This window comes from Pontibacter roseus DSM 17521 (assembly GCF_000373265.1).
Classification (GTDB): Bacteria; Bacteroidota; Bacteroidia; order Cytophagales; family Hymenobacteraceae; genus Pontibacter; species Pontibacter roseus.
This window is the reverse complement of the sequence record NZ_KB890769.1, coordinates 21,917-44,046: the sequence shown is the minus strand read 5'-3', so window position 1 is coordinate 44,046 and position 22,130 is coordinate 21,917. Positions and strand designations below refer to the sequence as shown.

19 protein-coding genes are annotated in these 22,130 nt (G+C 52.0%); 9 read left to right on the top strand and 10 right to left on the bottom strand.

Translation table 11 applies throughout. The features are described from left to right. The first annotated feature begins 253 nt into the window (after positions 1 to 253). A complete protein-coding gene (locus tag B051_RS22100; protein ID WP_083919482.1) occupies positions 254 to 733 on the top strand; it encodes a DUF4890 domain-containing protein in 480 nt (159 codons plus the stop codon). 87 nt (positions 734 to 820) lie between these two features. On the opposite strand, the gene nth is transcribed toward B051_RS22100, so the two are convergent. The 5 genes from nth to B051_RS0119380 form a co-directional block, all read right to left on the bottom strand. Beyond that, positions 821 to 1,504: an endonuclease III gene (nth, locus tag B051_RS0119400; RefSeq protein WP_018479895.1), complete on the bottom strand. Its 684-nt coding sequence runs from the start codon at positions 1,502 to 1,504 to the stop codon at positions 821 to 823. An 18-nt stretch (positions 1,505 to 1,522) separates the two neighbouring features. After that, on the bottom strand, positions 1,523 to 1,753 hold the full coding sequence (locus tag B051_RS0119395) for a hypothetical protein (protein ID WP_018479894.1): 231 nt from the start codon (positions 1,751 to 1,753) through the stop codon (positions 1,523 to 1,525). Further along, positions 1,728 to 2,330, bottom strand: coding sequence for an RNA polymerase sigma factor (locus B051_RS0119390; protein ID WP_018479893.1), 603 nt, complete (start codon positions 2,328 to 2,330; stop codon positions 1,728 to 1,730). Before B051_RS0119390 ends, B051_RS0119395 begins: the two co-directional genes overlap by 26 nt. A gap of 387 nt (positions 2,331 to 2,717) precedes the next feature. Beyond that, on the bottom strand, positions 2,718 to 3,107 hold the full coding sequence (locus B051_RS0119385; protein WP_018479892.1) for a group III truncated hemoglobin: 390 nt from the start codon (positions 3,105 to 3,107) through the stop codon (positions 2,718 to 2,720). A gap of 339 nt (positions 3,108 to 3,446) precedes the next feature. Then, positions 3,447 to 3,773: a hypothetical protein gene (locus B051_RS0119380; RefSeq protein WP_018479891.1), complete on the bottom strand. Its 327-nt coding sequence runs from the start codon at positions 3,771 to 3,773 to the stop codon at positions 3,447 to 3,449. Positions 3,774 to 4,296: 523 nt separating this feature from the next. On the opposite strand from B051_RS0119380, the gene B051_RS0119375 reads away from it, so the two are divergent. Continuing rightward, positions 4,297 to 5,565 carry an MFS transporter gene (locus B051_RS0119375; protein ID WP_026236544.1) on the top strand — a complete coding sequence of 423 codons (1,269 nt, stop codon included), beginning with the start codon at positions 4,297 to 4,299 and terminating at the stop codon, positions 5,563 to 5,565. A 66-nt stretch (positions 5,566 to 5,631) separates the two neighbouring features. Here the strand turns inward: B051_RS0119375 and B051_RS22270 are convergent, their stop codons facing one another. Together B051_RS22270 and B051_RS22095 are read right to left on the bottom strand one after the other, a co-directional pair. After that, complete coding sequence (locus B051_RS22270) at positions 5,632 to 5,754, bottom strand: 30S ribosomal protein THX (RefSeq protein WP_018479889.1); 123 nt, start codon at positions 5,752 to 5,754, stop codon at positions 5,632 to 5,634. Positions 5,755 to 5,884: 130 nt separating this feature from the next. Continuing rightward, positions 5,885 to 6,907 (bottom strand): T9SS type A sorting domain-containing protein, encoded by a 1,023-nt coding sequence (locus B051_RS22095; RefSeq protein ID WP_018479888.1) that lies wholly within the window; start codon positions 6,905 to 6,907, stop codon positions 5,885 to 5,887. 530 nt (positions 6,908 to 7,437) lie between these two features. Here B051_RS22095 and uvrA point away from each other — a divergent pair. The 7 genes from uvrA (at position 7,438) to B051_RS0119330 (ending at position 19,543) form a co-directional block, all read left to right on the top strand. Next, positions 7,438 to 10,242, top strand: coding sequence for an excinuclease ABC subunit UvrA (uvrA, locus tag B051_RS0119360; RefSeq protein WP_026236543.1), 2,805 nt, complete (start codon positions 7,438 to 7,440; stop codon positions 10,240 to 10,242). Between the two features lie 173 nt (positions 10,243 to 10,415). After that, entirely contained in the window at positions 10,416 to 11,177 is a 762-nt protein-coding gene (gene tpiA / locus B051_RS0119355) for a triose-phosphate isomerase (RefSeq protein WP_026236542.1), read from the top strand. A gap of 92 nt (positions 11,178 to 11,269) precedes the next feature. Continuing rightward, positions 11,270 to 11,635: a DUF6150 family protein gene (locus B051_RS0119350; protein ID WP_018479885.1), complete on the top strand. Its 366-nt coding sequence runs from the start codon at positions 11,270 to 11,272 to the stop codon at positions 11,633 to 11,635. A gap of 9 nt (positions 11,636 to 11,644) precedes the next feature. Then, entirely contained in the window at positions 11,645 to 12,475 is an 831-nt protein-coding gene (gene prmA, locus B051_RS0119345; protein ID WP_018479884.1) for a 50S ribosomal protein L11 methyltransferase, read from the top strand. 18 nt (positions 12,476 to 12,493) lie between these two features. Then, a complete protein-coding gene (locus B051_RS0119340) occupies positions 12,494 to 17,272 on the top strand; it encodes a hypothetical protein (protein WP_018479883.1) in 4,779 nt (1,592 codons plus the stop codon). Positions 17,273 to 17,438: 166 nt separating this feature from the next. Then, on the top strand, positions 17,439 to 18,083 hold the full coding sequence (gene plsY / locus B051_RS0119335; RefSeq protein WP_018479882.1) for a glycerol-3-phosphate 1-O-acyltransferase PlsY: 645 nt from the start codon (positions 17,439 to 17,441) through the stop codon (positions 18,081 to 18,083). 98 nt (positions 18,084 to 18,181) lie between these two features. Beyond that, positions 18,182 to 19,543 carry a dipeptidase gene (locus B051_RS0119330; protein ID WP_018479881.1) on the top strand — a complete coding sequence of 454 codons (1,362 nt, stop codon included), beginning with the start codon at positions 18,182 to 18,184 and terminating at the stop codon, positions 19,541 to 19,543. A 63-nt stretch (positions 19,544 to 19,606) separates the two neighbouring features. On the opposite strand, the gene B051_RS0119325 is transcribed toward B051_RS0119330, so the two are convergent. The 3 genes from B051_RS0119325 to B051_RS0119315 form a co-directional block, all read right to left on the bottom strand. Continuing rightward, positions 19,607 to 20,275 carry a porin family protein gene (locus B051_RS0119325; protein WP_018479880.1) on the bottom strand — a complete coding sequence of 223 codons (669 nt, stop codon included), beginning with the start codon at positions 20,273 to 20,275 and terminating at the stop codon, positions 19,607 to 19,609. A gap of 152 nt (positions 20,276 to 20,427) precedes the next feature. After that, positions 20,428 to 21,090, bottom strand: coding sequence for a porin family protein (locus tag B051_RS0119320; RefSeq protein WP_245539672.1), 663 nt, complete (start codon positions 21,088 to 21,090; stop codon positions 20,428 to 20,430). 365 nt (positions 21,091 to 21,455) lie between these two features. Beyond that, complete coding sequence (locus B051_RS0119315) at positions 21,456 to 22,043, bottom strand: porin family protein (protein ID WP_018479878.1); 588 nt, start codon at positions 22,041 to 22,043, stop codon at positions 21,456 to 21,458. Positions 22,044 to 22,130 lie beyond the last annotated feature (87 nt).

Here is a 22,130-nt window from a genome sequence, read left to right as displayed (position 1 = left end):
TGTAGTATAGTATAACATTACAATATAGATATAAATTAAGTATAGCTGCAAATGCAGTCTGTGGTCAACATCCCTCAGGCAGCGGTTTGGCTTTAGGTCCCTGCTCATAGGCAGTATATACCTGATGCTATACCTGGAATTTGCCTCCTTATCATTTCTGGCACAACCTTTGGAAGAGTTAGTTCAGTGAAGCATAGCATCAATCTTACGCTTCGCTCCCAAACAAACTGGACACAGTACTAAAATAGAATAAATGAAAAAGTTGATTGCAGTACTCTCATTAGGTATGCTGGTTGTTGGAAGCTCTTACGCCCAGACCATACCTCAAAAAAGTCAGCAGGAGAAGAAGGCCCGTATGGAGCAACGTGGCATGAGAGCCGATAAAGCCAAGAAAAGCCCCGAGGAAATGGCTCAGATGAGAACCGAAAGGCTTGCCAAAAAATTGGAGCTGACTGCCTCTCAGAAAAACCAGCTACAGGCACTGAACCTACGCCATGTGCAGGAGATGAAAGCCCAGCGCGAAGGCTTGAAAGGCACAGAGGACAAAGCACAGAAGCGCGCGGCCATGAAAGCGAGCCGTGAAAAATATCATGCTGAACTGAAAGGTATGCTCTCGGCGGAGCAGTATGCCAAGTATGAAGTCATTCGTGCAGAAAAGCGTGCCAAGCATAGAGAACGTAAAACTGGCTTCGAAGGCCAAAGAAGCGGAGAGAACCAGAAGCAGAGAAGCTAATCAGTCATGTAATACCTACAGTTTTTGATATGGAAAAAGGCAAGCTTCTGGCTTGCCTTTTTCTGTACCTATAAGTCATATCTAATACTATACGCCACCTACCTTGTTTTCTGGGTCATCCGGGATGTTGGGGAAGTTCTTCTGGAAGAATTGGCAGAAGTGGGTGAGGGGGCATTCCTCGCACTTGGGGCGGCGGGCCACGCAGATGTAGCGCCCGTGCAGGATGAGCCAATGGTGCGCTTTGGCAATAAGCTCCTGCGGCAGGTTTGCCACCAGTTCCCGTTCCACATCCAGAGGAGTTTTGGCCGCTTTGGAGACCAACCCGAGTCGCTTGCTTACCCGGAACACGTGCGTGTCCACGGCCATGGCTGGCTGGTTCCAGATGACCGATACGATGACGTTAGCAGTCTTGCGGCCCACCCCAGGCAGCTTCACCAGCTCCTCCACGGTGCTGGGCACCTCAGAGTTGAACTGCTCCACCAGCATCCTGCCCAGTCCTGCCAGGTGCTTGGCTTTGTTATTAGGGTATGAGATGCTTTTGATGTAGGGTAGGATGTCATCTGAGGAAGACGCAGCCAGGTGCTCCGGTGTGGGGAACGCTTCAAACAGGGCAGGCGTCACCATGTTCACCCGCTTATCGGTGCATTGGGCACTCAGCACCACGGCCAATATAAGCTCATAGGGGCTGGTATAGGCCAACTCCGTCTCAGGCTCCGGAAAATTCTGGGTGAAATAGTCTATGAGGTGCCTGTAGCGTTCTCGTTTGCGCATAAAAAAAGTCTGCAGTCTTTACGACTGCAAACTTAAGCTTTTTGAGTAATTTAAAATGTTGTTGATGGTCCGCTGGCTGGGGCTTTTGGCCGCGCCGTCAAGCAAACGCTGGAGGAGCAGGAGGTCAGAGCAGTTGTCGGCTAGCTCGTCGTCGTGCGTCAACGCTGTTTCCAGTTGCTCGCGGGCATCATCTGCCAACTCATTGTATACATACTGGATAAGCTCATTCTGAGTAGAGGTTTTTATCATAAGCAATTGTGCCGTTTAGCATCTTTTTTCTTAGGTTGATTAATGCGTAGCGCATACGACCCAGAGCTGTATTGATGCTTACACCGGTTGCTTCGGCAATCTCCTGGAAACTCATGTCGGCGTAGTGCCGCATCATGAGGACTTCCCGCTGCGCCTGGGGCAGCGTTTGGATGAGCTCACGCAGACGTGCATGTGTATCCTCTTTGATTTGCAGCGACTCGGCAGAATCTTCTGCAAAAGATAAAGCATTGAACACATTGCTGCCGTCTTCCAGCGTAATCATCGGGCTTCTTTTCTCTTTACGGAAAAAGTCGATTGCCAGGTTATGGGCAATACGGCATATCCAGGAAGAGAACTTGCCTTCTTCGTTATACCGCCCGCCCTTCATGGTATGGATAGCCTTTATAAAGGTATCCTGCAGAAGGTCTTCGGCTGTATACGTGTCTTTGACAATCAGTAAGATTGTAGTGAATACCTTGTTCTTGTGTCTGTTTACTAGCTGTTCAAACGCATTTTCGTTACCTGCGATGTAGAGCGTCACCAATGCGGAGTCGCTCAGCTGGGTAGTTGTATTCATCGTAAAGCTACATTAAGTTAACGTAGAGCTTTATATCATATTGTTGCGTTTAGCTTTAAGAACTAAGATTTTTATGAAGTGTAAATCAAATATAGATAAAGCATCCTGACTGTGCAAGAACAGCCGCCTCTCCTTAAAAAAAAATATTACAGGAGCTATATTTTCAGAATAAATTACTGATACCTAATATACGGCAATATAATATAAGTGTATATGCTTTGAGTTAAATTTTATTTTCAACATATATAAGAACTTATAAATCAGAATATAGAGCCCCCTTTCTGCCTAATGGTATACCTATTGCTGCTACCATGATAAAAGGGCAGGGGGAGCGGTTATCGTCCGCTCCCCCTGCCCTTTCTAGCTAGAATAAGATTCTGCTGTGGCCTAAGCAGAATATTCTTTGCCAATAATGCCTATCAGGCCCATCTTCATCTGAAAGACCTGTGCTATACTAGTGGCTTTCTGCTTTATCTCCTGCGCCTTTTCGCCTTCAAAAAGGCTATCTACTGTCTGGGTGAACAACTCGACCCAGCGGGCAAAGTGTTGCCTGTCCACGGGAAGGCGCATGTGCTTCGGGAAGGGCTGGCCTTTGTAGGCCATGGTGCCGAAAAGCACTGAGCTCCAGAAACTATACATAATGGGCAGATGGTGCTCCCAGTTCACCTGTGCAAACCCATCGAAGATGGGCTCCAACAAATCGTCTTCCCTCACGCTGACATAAAAGGTGTCAACCAACAGCTTTATGTCCTGCTCATCCTTGATATCTGTCTTCATCCTAAAACCTGCTATTATGTTTGGCCCATCGGTTGACGCGTATTTGCTAAGACGGCTGTCAGGCAGAGTATGTCATCTGGCTGAGGCCCACCCAAGTGCCGGAACCTATGGAAAAACAAAAATACAAGGTATGCCCTGGCAGAAAAATGACATTAGTCACCCTCACTTGGTGCGCAGATAAAGCACGCATTGGCAGGATAAATCGATTGTGAGCAAGGCGCTTGTAGGTGTGCCGCAACAGGCAAGAAACAGGTATAGCAGGTATAGCGCATAAAAAAATCCTTCGCGAGGATTGAGTACCTGACGAAGGATGCGTTATTAATGATTTACGCGAAGGTGTTACTGCCGGTTATACCGCTTGAGACGGTTCAGGATGAGCAGCAACCTGCGATTGATTTCGCGCTCCTCCACAGGCTTGCACTGGGCTGTGATGTCGCAGGGTTTCTGCAGCTTCGCCTCTACGGCCTTCAGGTGCTGCAGGTAGCACTCAATGGTTGTGCACGATACATTTTGAAGCGCGTTTTCAGCTGCCTTGCTGTTGAGGTTGATGGCCTTTGCGATTTCGGTATTAATGAGTTGGGTAACGTCTGAGCTGGATGTGATTTCCTGCTGGTACACCTTCTTCTCGATGTTCTCCAATAATGTGCGGATGTCCAGTTGTTCCATGTTTCTGTCTTTTATTAAAGTTTTAAATCCTATAAAGCGAACGCTCCCTGCCTCCTGATTCTGAATCAGGAAGAGATTTTACCCTAGTAAAGGGAGGTTTACGAAACAAAAAATTGTGGGCTGTACCAGTAGCAGGTACATGACTGAGGCAGTATGCTACTTGCAGCTTTGCATAGACGCGGAATGGGCGGCTGGGAAATAAGGTGTCCGCTCTATAAAAATTTATACTTCTATCGGTAAAGGAGTGTTGCAATATAAGGGTTAAAATTCTGAAAAATTTTATATAGTAAAGGAAGGCAGTGGGTTATGACCTTGTCTATAAACTGTGAGTCGATATGGCAGGTCTGTCTCCGTTGGGTCGGTGCCTATTCTTGTGGGCATACCTGTTTTTGCGTTTCAGCTACACCGCCCGGATGGGAGCACAGGTAATCATCAGATTAAATATGAGTTAGCAAACTCTAGCTTTTCGAGCTTTCGCGTAGCTTTGCGGTTATGTTCATTTTTTTGAGGAGGAGAAAGAGGTATGGGCAGTAAACCGACAAGGAAACATGACCCTTATGCCGTTTTGCGGTTGCGCGACTTCAGGCTGTACGTTTCGGCCCGGCTCTGCATTACGCTGGCTATGCAAATACAGGCCGTAATCGTGGGTTGGCAAATCTACGATATCACCAAAGACGTTTTTTCGCTTGGCTTGATAGGGTTGGCGGAGGCTATACCTTCCATTTTCGTGTCGTTGTATGCCGGCTATGTGGCAGATACGGTGCCGCGCAAGCGCATCATCGTGGCGGTGGTGGCGGTGCTGCTGCTGTGTTCGCTGGCGCTGCTATACTTTACGCTGGATGTGAGCCAGGTGCTGTTGCTGTACGGGGTGGTACCGATTTATGCGGTCATCTTCATCAGCGGTATAGCCCGTGGCTTCATGGGGCCGGCAGTGTTCTCTTTCATGCCCCAACTGGTAGCCGACAAGCAGCTGTACGCCAATGCCATCACCTGGAGCAGCACGACCTGGCAGGCGGCGTCACTGGTGGGGCCCGCCCTGGGCGGGTTGGTATATGGGTTCTACAGCATTACGGCTGCCTATGCCCTGGATGCCCTGCTGGTGTTGTTGTCTTTCACGGCTTTCGCGCTGATTGGCAGCAGACCGCTTCCAGAGAACGTCAATCCGCAGAACCTGAAGGAAAGCCTGCGCTCTGGAATCAAGTTCGTTTTCGGGAATCAGGTTATTCTGAACGCCATTTCGTTGGACATGTTCGCGGTGCTGTTTGGCGGGGCGGTGGCGCTGCTGCCGGTATTCGCCTCAGACATCCTGCTCATAGGCCCGCAGGGGCTCGGCTTTTTGCGGGCTGCGCCTGCGGTTGGCTCCGTGGCTATGGCCATTTGGATGGCTTACCATCCTATCACCGTGAAAGCCGGCAAAATCATGCTCTGGTGTGTGGCGGGTTTCGGGTTGAGCCTCGTTTTCTTTGGCCTGAGCACCAGCTTCTGGCTTTCGCTGGTGTTGCTGACATTGAGCGGGGCATTCGATAGCATCAGTGTGATTATCCGGTCTACCTTAATCCATACGCTGACGCCGGAGTACATGAAGGGGCGCGTGTCGTCGGTGAACAGCATCTTCATCGGTTCGTCCAATGAGATTGGCGCTTTCCGGGCGGGGGCAATGGCGAAGGTGATGGGGGCTGTGCCATCTGTCGTGCTGGGTGGCGCCATTACCCTGCTAGTGGTAGGTATAACAGCCTTGAAGGCAGATAAGCTGCGCAAACTGGATTTGACTCCGGAGATGGAGGTGGTATAACGACAGCAGGCCCATGTTCCTTTCTCGGGAACATGGGCCTGCTGTCGTTCTGATAGGGTGATGCTACTAGGCTGTGGCCTCTTTCTTTTCGGAAGCGCCTTTTTGTTTGTTGGCTTTGCGGCGGCGGCTGTTGCCGTAAGTGCCTTTCACAATCTTGCCCTTCTTCGATTTTTTATCTCCTTTTCCCATACGTGTTGGTCTTTAAGTTTGAACGGTTGTAAACACTGCATACGCGTTCGCACCCGTTGCAGGTTCAGAAATATCCATAAAGGACCGGTCTTTTGGTTGTGGTTGCAGCGCCAACCGTTCAGCAACTTTGTTACTCCACCAAGAGGCGCTGCTGAAGGATGGTGTCTTTGGTTGTGGCCGTGAGCAGGTATAGGCCCTTGAGCTTCTTTAACTCCTCCAGCCGTAGGGTGGCGTCATCTCCTGGGTATAGCGTTTTGGAGAAGATGGCGCGACCAGTCATGTCTTTCAACTCTAGGAGCGTCTCGGTTTTTATGCCACCACGGCCCAGGCTAATCTCGCAGTCGCCCTTGAGGCAGGGGTTGGGTGCCACCACAAGTCGCTGGTTTTCCTGAGGTGCGTTCTCAGCGGCTACTATATAGGAGTACTCGTATTGGCCATCGAAGTCCACCTGCTTCAAACGGTAATAACTGGTTCCGTCTGCTGGCCTCTTGTCCTCGAAGGTATAGTCTTTGGGTATGGAGGTAGTGCCATGGCCTGGCACAATGCCTATCTGAGTGAAGGTATGGCCATCCGTGCTTCGCTCCACCTCAAAGTGTTTGTTCTCCAGTTCGCTGGCCGTGCGCCAGCTCAGGCTGATTCCCTTGGGAGAGGCCGCCACACTGAAACTGACCAGTTCCACTGGCAAAGGAAAGATTTCCTCCAGGATGTTTTCGCACTCTTCATCTCCTGTATACACTATTTCTACGGTGGTGGGGTCGCCTGTGGTAAATTCGATGGTGAGCCTGAGGTCGTTGTTGTTTTGAAATGCCCTCGCGTTAATCTGGAATTCGATGTCCTGGACTTCGCCGGTTATGTCATCGCCAGCTATTACAATGGGAGAGCCTCCCGGGCGCGAAATGCTGATTTCAGTCACGTCGTCACATGCTTGAAAGACTACCCTTACATTCAGAAGCTGCTGGCCCGGCGGGTCTCCTGGCTGGTTGACGTAGGGCGTCACGCTGGCGTATCCGATGGCAATACAACGTTCCTCCGGATTTTCATCGTCTGTGTAGAAACAGGGAGTATCGTCTGTCTGAGCCGAAGCCGCTTGGGCAAACCCTATCAGTAAAACGGTACAGAGTATGGCGCGAAATAAATGTATATGCTTTTCCATAGGATTAGGGCATTAAGTTTTTTCTGGGTATACAAGACCTGTATGCCAGCGATTTGAAAATGTAAACTTGCCTTAGGGTAGGGTGCGGGCGATAAGGCGGTAGAAGGGCTAAGGTGTTACAGGCTGCTATGCTGGTAATTTGGCACTTGATGCTTTCACTCTATCAAACATCCCAGTGGGACTGCTTAATATTGCACAGCAGTTATATAGGTATACGATATATGCTTCAGTCTGTTGAACTTAACAGAGTTTTTATACGCAATAAACTTCCCGTTCATTTAATCGTGGCGCAGCGTGAGGAGAGGCGGAGATTAAAGGTAGGATGCATAAACCTTTTTGCAGTGGCGGGTGTTTCAAATGATGCCCTCATTCCTTCCGGAGGTTGCTGCTCCTTGCGCTGAGAGGTGTAAAAGCAGGTGCAACAAAACCTTCTGAAAGCGGTCAGGTATTTGTAACTTTACACTTTCATCTAAAGAGATAAAATGGCGCTGGCTGTGGGGTTTACCGCTGCTGCCAGAACCACTGTCTGTATGGCAAATCAAGCAGAGCAAAACATAGACGCCCTCGACCCCCGGCAGAACATCATCATCAAAGGGGCGCGGGTGCACAACCTGAAAAACCTGAGTGTGGCCCTGCCACGCAACAAATTCATAGTGGTCACCGGCCTGTCGGGCTCCGGCAAATCTTCCCTGGCCTTTGACACCCTGTATGCCGAAGGGCAGCGCATGTACGTGGAGAGTCTGAGCTCTTACGCGCGCCAGTTCCTGGGCCGCATGGACAAGCCCGATGTGGACTACATCAAAGGCATCAGCCCAGCCATCGCCATCGAGCAGAAGGTCAGCATCAAGAACAACCGCTCCACGGTGGGCACCAGCACCGAGATATACGACTACCTGAAACTGCTATTCGCCCGCATCGGCAAGACCTATTCGCCGATTTCGGGGGAGGTGGTGCAGAAGGACAGCGTGGCTGATGTAGTGGACTTCATCTTCTCGTTGGAGGACGAGGCCCGTGTGATGATACTGGCGCCACTGCAGCAGCACAAAGAGCGCACGTTGGCAAAGGAGCTGGACCTGCTCTTGCAGAAAGGCTATTCACGCATCTACGCCGACGGACAGGTATACTTCATTGAAGAGCTGTTGGAAGAGAAGAAGCCGAAGCTGGGCAAGGAGGTATACATACTCGTAGACCGTGCCGTGATATACCTGTCAGATGAGGATTTGAAGTTCCGGATTGCGGACTCGGTGCAGACGGCCTTTTTTGAAGGCCATGGCGAGTGCCGCGTGCTGTATGGCGAGGAGGAGCGTGTGTTCTCGGACCGCTTCGAACTGGACGGGATGGTGTTTGAGGAGCCCTCCGTCAACTTCTTCAGCTTCAACAACCCCTATGGCGCTTGCCAGACCTGTGAGGGTTTTGGTACCGTGCTAGGTATAGACCCCGACCTGGTTATACCTGACAAGAGCCTGACGGTATACGAAGGCGCTGTTGCCCCGTGGCGCTCCGACAAGATGAACGAGTGGCTGCAACCGCTCATCAAAAACGGCATCCGCTTCGATTTTCCAATCCATCGTCCATTCAATGAACTGTCTGAAAAAGAGCAGGAACTGCTCTGGACCGGCAACAAGTACTTTGAGGGGTTGAACGATTTCTTTCGGCACCTGCAGTCTCAGACGCACAAGATACAATACCGCGTGATGCTGTCGCGCTACCGCGGCCGTACCACCTGCCCCGATTGCAAAGGCTCCCGCCTGCGCAAAGACGCCAGCTATGTCAAAGTCAACGGCAAGAGCATCACAGACCTGGTGCTGATGCCGATTACGCAGGTACTGCCCTTCTTCCGCAATCTGGAGTTGTCGGAGCATGACCAGAACGTGGCGGACCGCCTGGTAACTGAGGTTGCGAACCGCCTGGGCTACCTGGAACGTGTAGGTTTGGGTTACCTGACGCTCAACCGCCTCTCCAACACCCTTTCTGGCGGGGAGAGCCAGCGCATCAACTTGGCTACTTCGCTGGGCAGCGCTTTGGTGGGTTCTATGTACATCCTGGATGAACCGAGCATCGGTTTGCATCCCAAGGACTCCGAACAACTGATTGGCGTGCTGCGCTCACTGCAGGCGTTGGGCAACACCGTGATTGTGGTGGAGCACGAAGAGGAGATGATGCGCGCGGCAGACCAACTTATCGACATCGGACCGGAGGCCGGCTCAGGTGGCGGTAACCTGATGTTCCAAGGCACTTTTGAGGAGATGACCAAGACCTCCCATACCTATACCGGCAAATACCTAAGCGGCAAGATGGAAGTGTCCGTGCCGGCGCAGCGTCGCAAGTGGCGCAATACTATTGAAATACAGGGCGCGCGGGAGAACAACCTCAAGAACCTGTCGGTGAAGCTGCCGCTAGGCGTGATGACGGTGGTGACAGGCGTGAGCGGTTCGGGCAAATCGACGCTCATCAAGAAGATTCTGGCGCCGGCCATGCAAAAGCTGCATGGCTCCACCTCAGAGGCTACTGGTAAGTTCGACAAGCTGGCCGGTGACTACAACAAGATTCAGCACGTGGAGTTCGTGGACCAGAACCCAATAGGGAAATCGTCGCGCTCCAACCCGGTAACGTACGTGAAAGCTTATGACGCCATTCGCTCCCTATATGCAGACCAGCCGCTGGCGAAGTCGCGTGGGTTCAAGCCGTCGCACTTCTCCTTCAACATTGAGGGAGGCCGCTGCGAGGTATGCCAGGGCGAAGGACAGGTGAAGATTGAGATGCAGTTTATGGCTGATATTTACCTGACCTGCGAGAGCTGCCACGGCCACCGCTTCAAGCAGGACGTGCTCGACATCAAGTTCAAGGAGAAGAGCATAGCCGAGGTGCTGGATATGACCATCGCCGATAGCATCGACTTCTTTGCGGACCAGCCGAAAATCATTGAGAAGCTGCGGCCGCTGAACGATGTAGGACTGGGATATATTCGTCTGGGGCAATCGAGCAACACCTTGTCAGGTGGCGAGGCGCAGCGCGTGAAGCTGGCTTCGTTCCTGACCAAAGGCGTGCAGCCGCACCAGGAGAACATTCTCTTCATCTTTGACGAGCCTAGCACCGGTCTGCACTTCCACGACATCAGTAAACTGCTCACGTCCATCAACGCGCTCATCGAGAACGGCAACACAGTCGTCATCATTGAGCACAACATGGACATCGTCAAGTGCGCCGACTGGATTATCGACTTGGGCCCGGAAGGAGGTACAAACGGAGGCCACCTGCTGTTCGAGGGCACGCCCGAGGAGATGGCGAAACTGGAAGACAACCACACTGCCCGGTTCCTGAAGGACAGGTTGTAAGGTATAGCACAGGTATAGCAAAAGCCGCAGATGCATGAGTGTCTGCGGCTTTTGCTATACCTGTGTCGCTGTTTTTAGGCAGGTAGGGGAGAGGTATACCATTATTTGCTAACTTGCCGTAAAGCAGCACAGACTGTCAAATCAAGTATAACCATCATCAACAAACATAAAACATGAGAAAACGAATCGTCGCTGGCAACTGGAAAATGAACAAAACCTATGAGGAGGCGCTTTCGCTGGTATCGGAAATCGATAACATGGTGAAGGACGAAGTGAACGGTGACGTGACCGTCATTGTGGCCCCTCCGTTTCCATACCTGCAGAGCGTTGGCAAACTCACACAAGGCAACGACCGCATGTTCCTGGCTGCCCAGAACGTGAGCGAGCATGAGAGCGGCGCCTTTACCGGCGAGGTGTCGGCTGCCATGCTGAAGTCCGTGGGAGTGGAGTACATCATCATCGGCCACAGCGAGCGCCGCATGTACCACCACGAGGACGCGCAGACACTCTACAAGAAACTCAAGGCAGCCATCGCACAAGGTATGACGCCCATCTTCTGCTGCGGCGAGCCGCTGGAGGAGCGCGACGCTGACCGCCACTTCGACTACGTGGGCAAGCAGCTGCACGACAGCCTTTCCTACCTCAGCAACGAGGAGTTTGACCAGGTGGTGGTGGCCTATGAGCCCATCTGGGCCATCGGAACGGGCCGCACGGCCAGCAGCCAGCAGGCGCAGGAAATGCACGCCTACATCCGCGAGCAACTGTCGCGCATGTTCGATGCCGAGGCGGCTTTCAACACCAGCATCCTGTACGGCGGCAGCTGTAACCCCGGCAACGCCAGGGAGTTGTTCTCACAGGAAGACGTGGACGGCGGCCTGATTGGCGGTGCCTCCCTCAAATCACGGGACTTCACCGACATTATCAAATCCTTCTAACAAAGCATAAGCGGATAAAAAAGGCTGCTGACACCTGATGTCAGCAGCCTTTTTTGTTGAAGATATAGTTATATTTGGCTAAATTATAGCGTATGATTCTACTGTTGACCTTATGGTTGGCCCTCTTGCCAACTATAGCGGTGCCAGCGCCGCCTGCCCAGCCAGCCGCTGTGTCCCAGGATATCTGCCGGATTTACGGCTCGGTATACCTGGAGCGCGACCCCAAGTACAGGAACACCGCCTCACACACCGTGTTTCTGGGAGATGACGAAGCCTTCGCCACCATGGTGGTATACCGCGAGAACAACAAACTGTTCGCCGACGGAACGGCCATCTGGTACATCACCGACAAGAAAGCCTTTGCAGACCACATCCTATACGTGACCGACAACCGCAATTTCGCTGATTTCACTGTTCATTTTACTTCTGTGCGCTCTTACGCCGCCTGCCGTCCTTAACCCACTCTCATGGATTTCATAGAAATATCGCTTAAAGTAAACCCTGATTTTGCCGACATCCTGATTGCCGAAATGGCGGAGCTCGGATTTGACACCTTTGAAGATACAGCCGAAGGTTTTAATGCTTACATTGATGAGGCGAAATACGAGCAGGAGGCGCTTGACGAGATGCTGGCCCGCTATGCTGACCTCGCGCAGGTGGAATACCAGGCCCAGAAGATTGCGCAGCAGAACTGGAACGAGGAGTGGGAACGGAATTTCGAGCCCCTGTTCATCGCCGGACAGGTATCGGTGCGGGCCTCTTTCCACGAGAAACCGGCTGCTGCCAGGTATGACATCGTCATCAACCCGAAGATGTCGTTCGGCACGGGCCACCACGAAACCACCACGCTCATGATTGAGAACCAGCTCACGCTGGACCACCAGGACAAGCGCGTGCTGGACATGGGCTGCGGCACAGGTATACTGGCCATCATGGCCGGAGAATTGGGCGCAAAGGAGATTGTGGCCGTGGAGATTGAGGACTGGACCGTGGAGAATGCCCGCGAGAACGCCCAACTGAACGGATATCCGGAAATAGACGTGCGCCTGGGAGGTGCCGAGACCATTGCAGGAGACAGTCCCTACGATATCATTTTGGCGAACATCAACCGGAACGTGCTATTGGAAGACATGCCTGCCTACGTGGAGGTGCTGCAAGGCGGCGGCACTTTGCTGCTAAGCGGCTTCTATACCGAAGACCTTCCTGTGCTGCAGGAGCGAGCAGCCGGTTTAGGGCTGGCCTATGTGTCACACCGGGTTAAGAACAACTGGGTGTCTGCCATTTTCAAAAAGAGCTAATTAACCTCACTTCAACCTATGAAGCATAAACTTCTACCCTTAATCTTTTTTCTGGCAATTTTCACGGCGCAGGCCCAGACCAAACTCTCTACTGACCCCAATGAGTTCGTGAAGGACGCGAAGGCCCTGCTTGTTGCAGGCAGGGTGGCCAGCGCCGAGCAACTGTCGGCTGACTTGGAAGGCATCTGGTCCGGCGACAAGCTATCGGCTAAGCAAAAGCAGCAGGTCGTGGACATCTCGCAGCGCATGTACCGCAAAAAACTGCGCTCCAACCCCCATTTCGAGCAGTTCTTCATGATGTTGGTGGGCGGGGTGAACAAGCACAACATGCGCGGCGCCCAACTCGACAACATGTTGGAGGTACTGGACAAAGCAATACAGCAGGAGGAAGGCGCCAACCTGGACCGTTTCCTAGGCACCAGCAGCCGCTACCTCACATCCGGCATACTGTACCAGAACAAGCACTACACGCTGCGCACCACCGGGGGCAGTGTGGGCTTTGCCTATGAAGGCAAGGCGGCTTCCAAAGATGCCGCCAAGGAACCCAGTGGAGGCGAATGGGATAACATCTCCTGGGATGACGAACCTGCCGCAACAGAGGCTGCAGCGGAAGACGATGGCTGGGGAGCAGTGGTGAGCACACCTAAGAAAGTAGATGCCAAGGCAGCCGAGAAGAAGCGGAAGGAAGACTACAAGAAGATGTTCATACCTGCCCAGCCCAAGGTGTCAGGACCTAAGCTGAAACTGGAAAATGTTGCCCTGACTTTCGTGACGCCTTACGATTCCACCTCCATCGGCAAAACCAGCGGCCAGCTGATGCTGGCCAACAACCTGTTTGTAGGCGAAGGAGGCACATTTGAGTGGCAGGCAGCCGGGCAACCTGTTTCCGCTGTTTTTCGGAAGTACAACTTTGATATAACAACGGCTGCCTTCCGGGTGCCGGATGCCACCATCACCTACGCGGCCGTATTGGACGCACCTATCGATGGTGCCTTTGAGTTCAGGAGCACCAAGCCAGGCAAGAACGGCGAGAGGGCCTACCCTAAATTCATCTCCTTCACCAACGATGCGAAGGTGAAAAGCCTGGGCAGTAACATCGCCTATACCGGCGGCTTTACACTGGTAGGCGACAACGTAGGCAGCAAGCCGCTGGACGGAAGCGTTTCCGAGCTGGTTGTCTCTGTGGATGGCAAGCGCAAGTTCCGGTCCATGGCCCACAACTACAGCCTCAACGATTCCATCATCTCCGCTAATAGGGCCTCCATAGCTATTTATCAGAACCAGCAAAAAGACTCCCTGACGCATCCGGCCATGCAGTTGCGTTACACCAAGCCTTCGAAGGAGTTGGTACTCATGCGTGACAAAGGCACTTATGGCAAGGCTCCTTTCTATGACAGCTACCACAAATTCGAGATTACAGCCGAGCGCTTGCTCTGGAGCTTAGAGTCGCCTTTCGTGAACTTCTCTATCCTGAACACGAAGACGCTTATACCTGTGCAACTGGAGTCAGCGCATTATTACTCTAATATCCGCTACCAGCAATTGGTCGGAGTGGCGAGCTTTCACCCGCTGCAGGCGCTGGTGGCATATGCCATCAAAGTGAAGAGCAGCCAGTTTTATGCGGCGGATGTGGCCAAGTCGGCCAAGTTGAAAGAATCAGCTGTGATGGAGGCGGCGCAGAACCTTTCAAGAGAAGGCTTCCTGGAGTATGATGGGCAGACAAACTTTATCTCACTTAAACAAAAGGCCTGGCACTATGTGGGGTCTTCGCGCAAAGCCAACGACTACGACCACATCGTTATCAAGTCAGTGGTGCCATCTGGTCGAAACGCCACTCTCAACCTGAGCAACAACAAGCTCACCGTACGCGGTGTGGACAAAATAGCCTTCAACAACGACTCGTCTAGTGTGTATGTGGTGCCAGACAGCAACGTGGTGCACCTGCTCGATAACCGCAACATGGAGTTTGGCGGGAAGATACACGCTGGCCGCCTTACCTTCCGAGGCACGCAGCACAAGTTCAACTACGAGGAGTTCATGATAGACATGCAAAAGCTGGACACCGTAGCCTTCGTACCAAGAAAGCGTTTCTCTGAAGGAAAGAAGACAAAGGAACAAGTCATGACAAGCCGCTCCGGCAAGATGTCGGGCAAGCTGTATATCAACAAACCCAACAACAAATCTGGACGGGAGTATTACCCGGAGTATCCAAAGTTTGACTCTCCTATGGGTGGTCAGGTAGCTTTCAGCCGTCCGGATGTGTTGGCTGGCGCCTACGACAGTACTGTATACTTTGATATACCTTCCTATAAGCTGGACAGCTTGAGTGCCGGTAAAGGAAGCATGGGCTTTACAGGGACATTCCATTCCGGCGGCATTTTCCCGCCCATCAAGACCAAACTGACCATGATGCCCGACCAGACCCTTGGTTTCTATCATGTGCCGGGGCCTAACGGGCTGCCTGCCTTTGGTGGAAAGGGCGTCGCCCACGATACTATCATGATGAGCTCGGCAGGTATACAAAGCCGGGGCACATTGAAATATCTGACCTCTACGTTTGAGGCGCCTGAGTATACCTACTACCTGGACAGGGTGGTGACGGAGAAAGGCACAAGCGCAAAGATTCAACCTGGCGGGGGCAACGCCGACTATCCGGAGGCTGTTCTGGGGAAATACCAGATGAACTGGATGGCCAAGCAGGATACCATGCATGTGCTCGTTGACAAAGACCCGATGCTGGTATACAAAGAGCAGTACAAGTTCGTGGGCACGGCCAAGCTGGCACCGGGCGGCCTTTACGGCAGCGGGGAACTCGACAACGATGTAGCCAATGTGGTTTCAGATATGTTGCTGTTCAAGGGCCGCAGCTTCTCAGGCAGCCACGCTCAGATGATAGTGAAGTCCGACGTGCAAGGCAGGCCCGCTATGCTGGCACAGGATGTGGCCATCAACTACGACATGAACAAGGACATGGTGGAGTTTGGCAGTGAACAGGTAGGAGCGGCCAGCATCGAGTTCCCGAAGGCGCAGTACAAAACCTCCATGAGCAGCGCCAAATGGGATATGAAGAAACAGAAGGTAAGCCTGACAGCGGACGACAAAGGCGGGAAGAACTACTTCTACTCCCAGCACCCGCAGCAGGCGGGCTTGCGTTTCAGCGCCGAGAGCGGGGAGTACGACCTGAAGGTGAATACCATTTTGGCGGGCGGCGTGCCTTACATTCCGGTAGGGGATGTGCACGTTATACCTGACAGCGGTAGAGTGGCCGTTTCGGCGGATGCCACCATCAAGACCCTGCGCAATGCCCGCGTGATGGCTGACTCCGTAAAGCATTTCCACAAGCTGTTCGCCGGCAACATTGATGTGCTCTCCCGCAACGCCTTCACCGGTGTGGCCTCACGCGACTATCACAACGCCGCGTCAGACTCTTTCAACCTGAAGTTCGCAGAGTTTACATATGGCGAGCATCCGCTGAACAAGAAAGAGGAAATCCTGACGACCTATGCGCTGTCACGGGTGGATGAGGGAGAGAATTTCTACATTTTCCCACGCATCCGGTACCGGGGCAACGTCAAGATGTACTCCTACCGGCCGGACATGGATTTTGATGGCGACCTGAAACTCAACTTCACCGGCAATGAGGCAGACTCAGACTGGTTCCCCTTCAAGAAGGACTCGCTGAACCCAGATAACGTGCGCATACCCATTATCAATCCAAAGGCAGCCGATGGCACCCGACTCCATACCGGACTCCATTTGTCTAGAGGAGATTCCAAGTTGTACAACACCTTCGTGTCGAAGAAGCAATACGAAGACGATTTGGATATCTTCACAGTGGATGGGCACCTCTCGTATGACAAGAGCCTGAGTGAATTCAGGCTGATAAATGCGGCGCGTGCCGTAGCGGACTCCTATGAAGGCAATGAACTGCGCTACAACGAGACGACCAAGACCATCCACTTCAACGGCAAGCTCAACCTGGTAGCCCCGCTCAAGCACTTCAACATTGAGGCGGCTGGCAGCGGAAGCGCTAACTCCGACAGCAGCCGGTATGACATCGACGCTCTCATGGCCTTTGACCTGTCTGTACCCAACCAGGTAATTGCAGCCATCTCTAAAAAGATTTTTGAGACGGTGAGCAGAGACGGCACAGGTATAAGCCGCGACGAGGAGATGGTTTACAAATTAGCCGGACTCATTGGAAACCGTGATGCACGCAAGTACAGAGACCAGGGTGGCTACGTTCCGCTGCCAAAACTGTCGAGCAGTCTCAAGCGCAGCCTGGTGTTCCATAACGTAGACCTGCGCTGGTCCAACAAGACCAAAGCCTGGTATAGCGTGGGCAAGCTTGGGTTGGCCAACGTCATGGACCAGGACGTGAACGCCAACATGGATGGATTCATGGAGATACGCCAGGATTTGAACGGTGAACCGGTGGTGAACCTGTACCTGCAAACAGATCCTTGGACCTGGTTCTACATCGGCTACATGGAAAATGGCCTGGTGATGGTTGCCTCTGACCCGGCTGTGAACAAAGCCATTCGTTCCAAGGCGAGCGGCGGACGTGGCGGCTCACTTAAGTACGCTATGTACATGGGTGAGACTATTGACAAAAACCGCTTCGTAGACCAGTTCCGTCAAGATTATCTCAAAGGACAGAACGGATTCAAGATGGCAAGCGAGCCTTCCATATCTGACCAAGGAGGCTTTAACGTGGCGGAAGAAGAGGACGAAGGTTCTAAGAAGAAAAAGAAAAAGAAAAAGGGTTCTGCAGAGGAAGAAGAGGGGTGGCAATAACCACAACTAAGGATGCAGCCGTATACGGAATTGCACCCGAATCTTGGATATTGAATTGACAAGTTCCTATATTTGGGTTCGATTCGGTTAGAAAACATGCTGTTGGGCCGCACTTAAAGCTTTTAAGTGCGGTTACAGGCTAAACTCATATAATGACACACAGGTCATGGACGTGCTTTTGATTGCAATACTTTTTCTTGCTGCTTACCTGATTGGGTCTATCTCGACGGCTGTTTGGATAGGCAAAGCTTACTATGGGATGGACATCCGCCAGCATGGTAGCGGGAACTCTGGTGCCACCAACACCTTCCGGGTGCTCGGCAAAAAGCCAGGTACCATCGTGATGCTGATTGATATCTTCAAAGGCTGGGTAGCCACTTCGTTGGCCGGTCTGCTGGTTATCTTCAACGCCGTGGAAGCCGATGATTTGATTATCTATAAGCTCATAATGGGGGCGCTAGCCGTGCTCGGACACATCTTCCCGGTATACGAGCGCTTCAAGGGTGGCAAAGGCGTGGCTACGCTGCTGGGTATGATGCTGGCCATTCACCTGGAAGTGGCGCTGATGTGTATGGTCATCTTTGTGATTGTGCTTTTCACGTCCCGCTATGTGTCGCTGGGTTCCATGATTGCCGCGCTGGCTTTCCCTATCCTGCTGCTGCTGCCACGCTTTCATCCTGACAATCCCATTTTGATAGTGTTTGGGTTTGTGCTGTTCGCCGTGGTGGCGCTTACGCACCGCAAGAACATCAACCGCCTGCTGCAAGGCGAGGAAAGCAAAGCCAACATCAAGCTAGGCCTTCGGAAATAGGTATAGCCGGAGACTATCCACTGAAACCATTTACAAGCCATCCTTCCTACAAGGGTGGCTTTTTTTTGTAACTTTAAGCCTGAACACAACCATACACCATGAACCAATATATCTCTGACAACAAAGATCGATTTATAAATGAGCTGATGGATATGCTGCGCATTCCGTCGGTGAGCGCTGACCCAAAGTTCAAGCAAGATGTGTTGCGTACGGCGGAGTACGTGGCACAGAAGCTGACCGAGGCAGGGGCTGACAACGTAGAACTCTGCGAAACGGGTGGCTACCCAATTGTATACGGAGACAAGATAATAGACCCGGCGCTGCCGACCGTGCTGGTATATGGCCACTACGACGTGCAGCCTGCTGACCCCTATGAGTTGTGGCATTCGCCTCCGTTTGAGCCTGTCATCAAAGATGGCAAGATATACGCCCGCGGTGCTTGCGACGACAAAGGACAGATGTACATGCACGTGAAGGCCTTCGAGGTGATGATGCAGAACAACGCCTTGCCATGCAACGTGAAGTTCATGATTGAAGGCGAAGAAGAAGTAGGCTCCGAGAACCTGGCTACCTTTGTGAAAGGCAACAAAACGAAGCTGGCGGCAGACGTAATCCTCATTTCAGACACAGGTATGCTGGGCAACGACACGCCCTCCATCACGACGGGTCTGCGTGGCATGAGCTACCTGGAGGTGGAGGTGACCGGGCCAAACCGTGACTTGCACTCAGGCTTGTATGGTGGCGCGGTGGCCAACCCCATCAACATCCTGTGCCAGATGATTGCCTCCATGCATGACGAGAACAACCACATCACCATACCTGGCTTCTATGACAACGTACAGGAACTGAGCCAGGAGGAGCGTGCTGAGATGGCGCGTGCGCCTTTTGATTTAGAGAAGTACAAGCAGGCTTTGGATTTGACAGACGTACACGGTGAGGCAGGGTACACAACCATGGAGCGCAACTCCATACGCCCGACGCTGGACGTGAACGGCATCTGGGGCGGCTATACCGGCGAGGGAGCCAAAACGGTAATCCCTTCCAAAGCCTTTGCCAAGATATCGATGCGCCTGGTGCCGAACCAGACTTCAGCGGAAATAACAGAGAAGTTCCAGAAGCATTTTGAAAGCATTGCACCGAAAAGTGTGCGTGTGCTGGTGAAGCCGCATCATGGCGGCGAGCCTGTCGTGACACCTACAAACTCGGTTGCCTACCAGGCTGCCGCAAGAGCCTACGAAACTACCTTCGGTGTGAAGCCGGTGCCGGTGCGCAGCGGCGGTTCCATACCTATCGTGGCCATGTTCAAGTCAGAACTCGGCTTAGATTCGGTGCTGATGGGCTTCGGTTTGGATTCAGATGCCATACACTCTCCAAACGAGAGCTTCGGAGTTTTCAACTTCATGAAAGGTATAGAGACCATCCCGATGTTCTACCAGTACTATGCGGAGATGAGCAAATAGGTATAGCCAACTAACAAGCAGGGCCCGCCTTTCCGAGAAAGGCGGGCCCTGCTTGTTTTATAGTTAGTAAGGCGATGAACCGCGCGCCGGCACCAGGTAACCGATGGAGAGTTGCCAAGCAAGGTTGCGCTGTTTCAGGTCTTCTTTAGGGAAGGGGCGAAGGCTGCCTGTGTTGCGTATACTCATGAAGAATCCGTTTTGCAACATGAGGCCACCACCCACAGCATAACCCACATCAAAGCTGTTGAAGGCTTCCCGGCTGAAGTTGCGTGGTTCCAGAACAGCAGGAGGGTCCGTCAGGACAGTTTCGACTAGGTTGACGTCGCTGCTCACGTTGAGAAGATAGCCCAGATAAGGGCCTGCTTCTAGAAAGAGCGCCGCTTTTTGTACCTTGACCAAGAGCGGCAGTTCGATATAGTCCAACCGTGAATCACCGGCAAGTGCTGTTCCAGGAGGAATCGTTGCATCGTTCTCCCGCCTGTAGTTGTCGTACACAAACCCCTTTCGAGCGTAGTTAAGCTCCGCCTGCACGCCAAGCCGGGAAACAAATTCGTAGGTGAAGACAAGGCCTGCGTGTATACCTGCCAGGTGGTTGATTTGGTCTGATGAGACGTCTTTGCCCACGGCTGTGGAGAAACCGCCGCCTGCCTTTGCGCCATACCTGTAGTACTGCGCCTGTGCAGCTAATAAAGGCATAACCAACAGGAAACTTAAGATGAGTGCTTTTTTCATAGTGGGAACAGTAGGTGGCCTGTATTTCTTGTACTCTCTATCCTGCTAATTGGTTGATTATGAGGCTCTGTTACTTATATTGCAGAATGTAAAAAGCCCGCCTTGCGCATAAGGCAAGGCGGGCTTTTTAGCACCACTAGGTATGGCAAGTATTATCTGCTGGTCGGGATGCCGAAGCCTACGGTCACCATGAAGAGGGAGTGACGCGCGTTCGTCAGGTCGCCTTCAAAGTTCACGTCTTCCTTCACAAAATCGTTGATGCTGCCGTTGTAACGCACACCAAAGCTGATGGCGTTGTTGCGGGAAGTGAAGCCTATACCTGCTGCGTAGCCTACCTCAAACTCAGACAAACCTTCTTTGCTCTTTTCGTCCCGGTTAGTGGATTGCAGGTTGTCGTTGATATAGGTCTTGGTCTCGTTGTTTACGCTCAACAGGTAAGAGGCCTGCGGACCAGCCTCGAAGTAAAGTGGGCCCGCCTTGATTTTAGCCAGTACCGGAAGGTCCAGATAGTTGTAGTTTGATTTGCCTTCTCTGCGGTAGGTTTGGTTCAAGACGGTGTACTCTGATTCCTCGTTCTTGAAACCCTTGGAAGAGTAGAGCAATTCCGGCTGGATAGAGAAAAAATCATCTACTATACCGAAGTTGGCAAAGATGCCACCATGGAAGCCCACTTTGTTCTCGAAGCGGTCTTCGTTGCGCAAGTCGCCGGAGAGGTTAGAGATGTTGGCACCGCCTCTGACACCGAAACTGGCTGTCTGGGCCTGTGCGGCAAATGCAGTCATCACTGCGAATACGAGCATTAGTAACTTCTTCATAATTTTTGGTTTGGTTAATATGGTACGTCATAGCAATATACGTGCAGCATTATGCTTTTATTGGATTGCCTCACACAGCTTGCATAGCAGTATCTCGACAGTATATTGAATATCAGCTAGATAAAATTTATACTTTGCACTAAATTTTTTTGAGTGTAAAGAACTGGCACAGGTATAGCGGCTGGCGGCAAGTGCCAATGTCATTTTTGCACATATTGTTTCACTGTGTCGTGCCTAGGTATAGCAGGCGGAAGTGTATCTGGCACTTTATAAGATTCTGGCTCTGCAGACTGGTTCATACAGCAAAAAAGACCCGGCGGAAGCCGGGTCTTCTATGTCATAGTTATTCTGTACTAATGGATGCTTTATTGTGCGCCACCGAACAGGTAGCCCAGCGTTAGCATGAATACGTCGTTTCTGAAATTTGGTGCACTGCTGTCGTCATAAAGCTTTGAAACATCGCCATTATAGCGTACGCCAATGCTTAAACCGAGTGGGGTAGCCGACAAACCCACGCCAGCCGCATACCCGAAACTGGCTCTTTTGAATTCATCCAGGTTGTCCTGTATGTTGTTTCCGTTCTGCTCTACGTCGCCGCTTATACGCACCGACACCTGCGGACCGGCCTCAAAATACAGGGGGCCTGCATTCACACGGCCAAGCACAGGCACGTCCAGGTAATTTACTTTTATCTTGAACACATCATCGCTTGTCTCAGCACCCTTCATAGAGAAAAGCAGTTCCGGCTGGATGGAGAAAAAGTTGTCCGTTGTCATCGGGAAGTTGGCAGTCAAACCACCGTGTGCGCCAAATATCCTGTCGAGGTTATCGGCGTCAGAACCACTGAAGCCAGAATAGTTGGCACCAGCCCTGATACCAATGCGCGGGCCTTGCGCATGAGCAGCAACCATGGTAGTTACCGCCAATACAAGTAATAAAATCGTCTTCTTCATAGTAGTAAATTTGATGGTTAAATTAGGTAATATGAATCGGGTCATTTCCTGTTAGTGTTATTAATCCCGATGTAGCCTATTACGCAA

Excerpts from the sequence above, each read along its gene's own strand:
- B051_RS22100 (WP_083919482.1), top strand. The coding sequence starts at position 254 with ATGAAAAAGTTGATTGCAGTACTCTCATTAGGTATGCTGGTTGTTGGA.
- nth (WP_018479895.1), bottom strand. The coding sequence starts at position 1,504 with ATGCGCAAACGAGAACGCTACAGGCACCTCATAGACTATTTCACCCAG.
- B051_RS0119395 (WP_018479894.1), bottom strand. The coding sequence starts at position 1,753 with ATGATAAAAACCTCTACTCAGAATGAGCTTATCCAGTATGTATACAAT.
- B051_RS0119390 (WP_018479893.1), bottom strand. The coding sequence starts at position 2,330 with ATGAATACAACTACCCAGCTGAGCGACTCCGCATTGGTGACGCTCTAC.
- B051_RS0119385 (WP_018479892.1), bottom strand. The coding sequence starts at position 3,107 with ATGAAGACAGATATCAAGGATGAGCAGGACATAAAGCTGTTGGTTGAC.
- B051_RS0119380 (WP_018479891.1), bottom strand. The coding sequence starts at position 3,773 with ATGGAACAACTGGACATCCGCACATTATTGGAGAACATCGAGAAGAAG.
- B051_RS0119375 (WP_026236544.1), top strand. The coding sequence starts at position 4,297 with ATGGGCAGTAAACCGACAAGGAAACATGACCCTTATGCCGTTTTGCGG.
- B051_RS22270 (WP_018479889.1), bottom strand. The coding sequence starts at position 5,754 with ATGGGAAAAGGAGATAAAAAATCGAAGAAGGGCAAGATTGTGAAAGGC.
- B051_RS22095 (WP_018479888.1), bottom strand. The coding sequence starts at position 6,907 with ATGGAAAAGCATATACATTTATTTCGCGCCATACTCTGTACCGTTTTA.
- uvrA (WP_026236543.1), top strand. The coding sequence starts at position 7,438 with ATGGCAAATCAAGCAGAGCAAAACATAGACGCCCTCGACCCCCGGCAG.
- tpiA (WP_026236542.1), top strand. The coding sequence starts at position 10,416 with ATGAGAAAACGAATCGTCGCTGGCAACTGGAAAATGAACAAAACCTAT.
- B051_RS0119350 (WP_018479885.1), top strand. The coding sequence starts at position 11,270 with ATGATTCTACTGTTGACCTTATGGTTGGCCCTCTTGCCAACTATAGCG.
- prmA (WP_018479884.1), top strand. The coding sequence starts at position 11,645 with ATGGATTTCATAGAAATATCGCTTAAAGTAAACCCTGATTTTGCCGAC.
- B051_RS0119340 (WP_018479883.1), top strand. The coding sequence starts at position 12,494 with ATGAAGCATAAACTTCTACCCTTAATCTTTTTTCTGGCAATTTTCACG.
- plsY (WP_018479882.1), top strand. The coding sequence starts at position 17,439 with ATGGACGTGCTTTTGATTGCAATACTTTTTCTTGCTGCTTACCTGATT.
- B051_RS0119330 (WP_018479881.1), top strand. The coding sequence starts at position 18,182 with ATGAACCAATATATCTCTGACAACAAAGATCGATTTATAAATGAGCTG.
- B051_RS0119325 (WP_018479880.1), bottom strand. The coding sequence starts at position 20,275 with ATGAAAAAAGCACTCATCTTAAGTTTCCTGTTGGTTATGCCTTTATTA.
- B051_RS0119320 (WP_245539672.1), bottom strand. The coding sequence starts at position 21,090 with ATGAAGAAGTTACTAATGCTCGTATTCGCAGTGATGACTGCATTTGCC.
- B051_RS0119315 (WP_018479878.1), bottom strand. The coding sequence starts at position 22,043 with ATGAAGAAGACGATTTTATTACTTGTATTGGCGGTAACTACCATGGTT.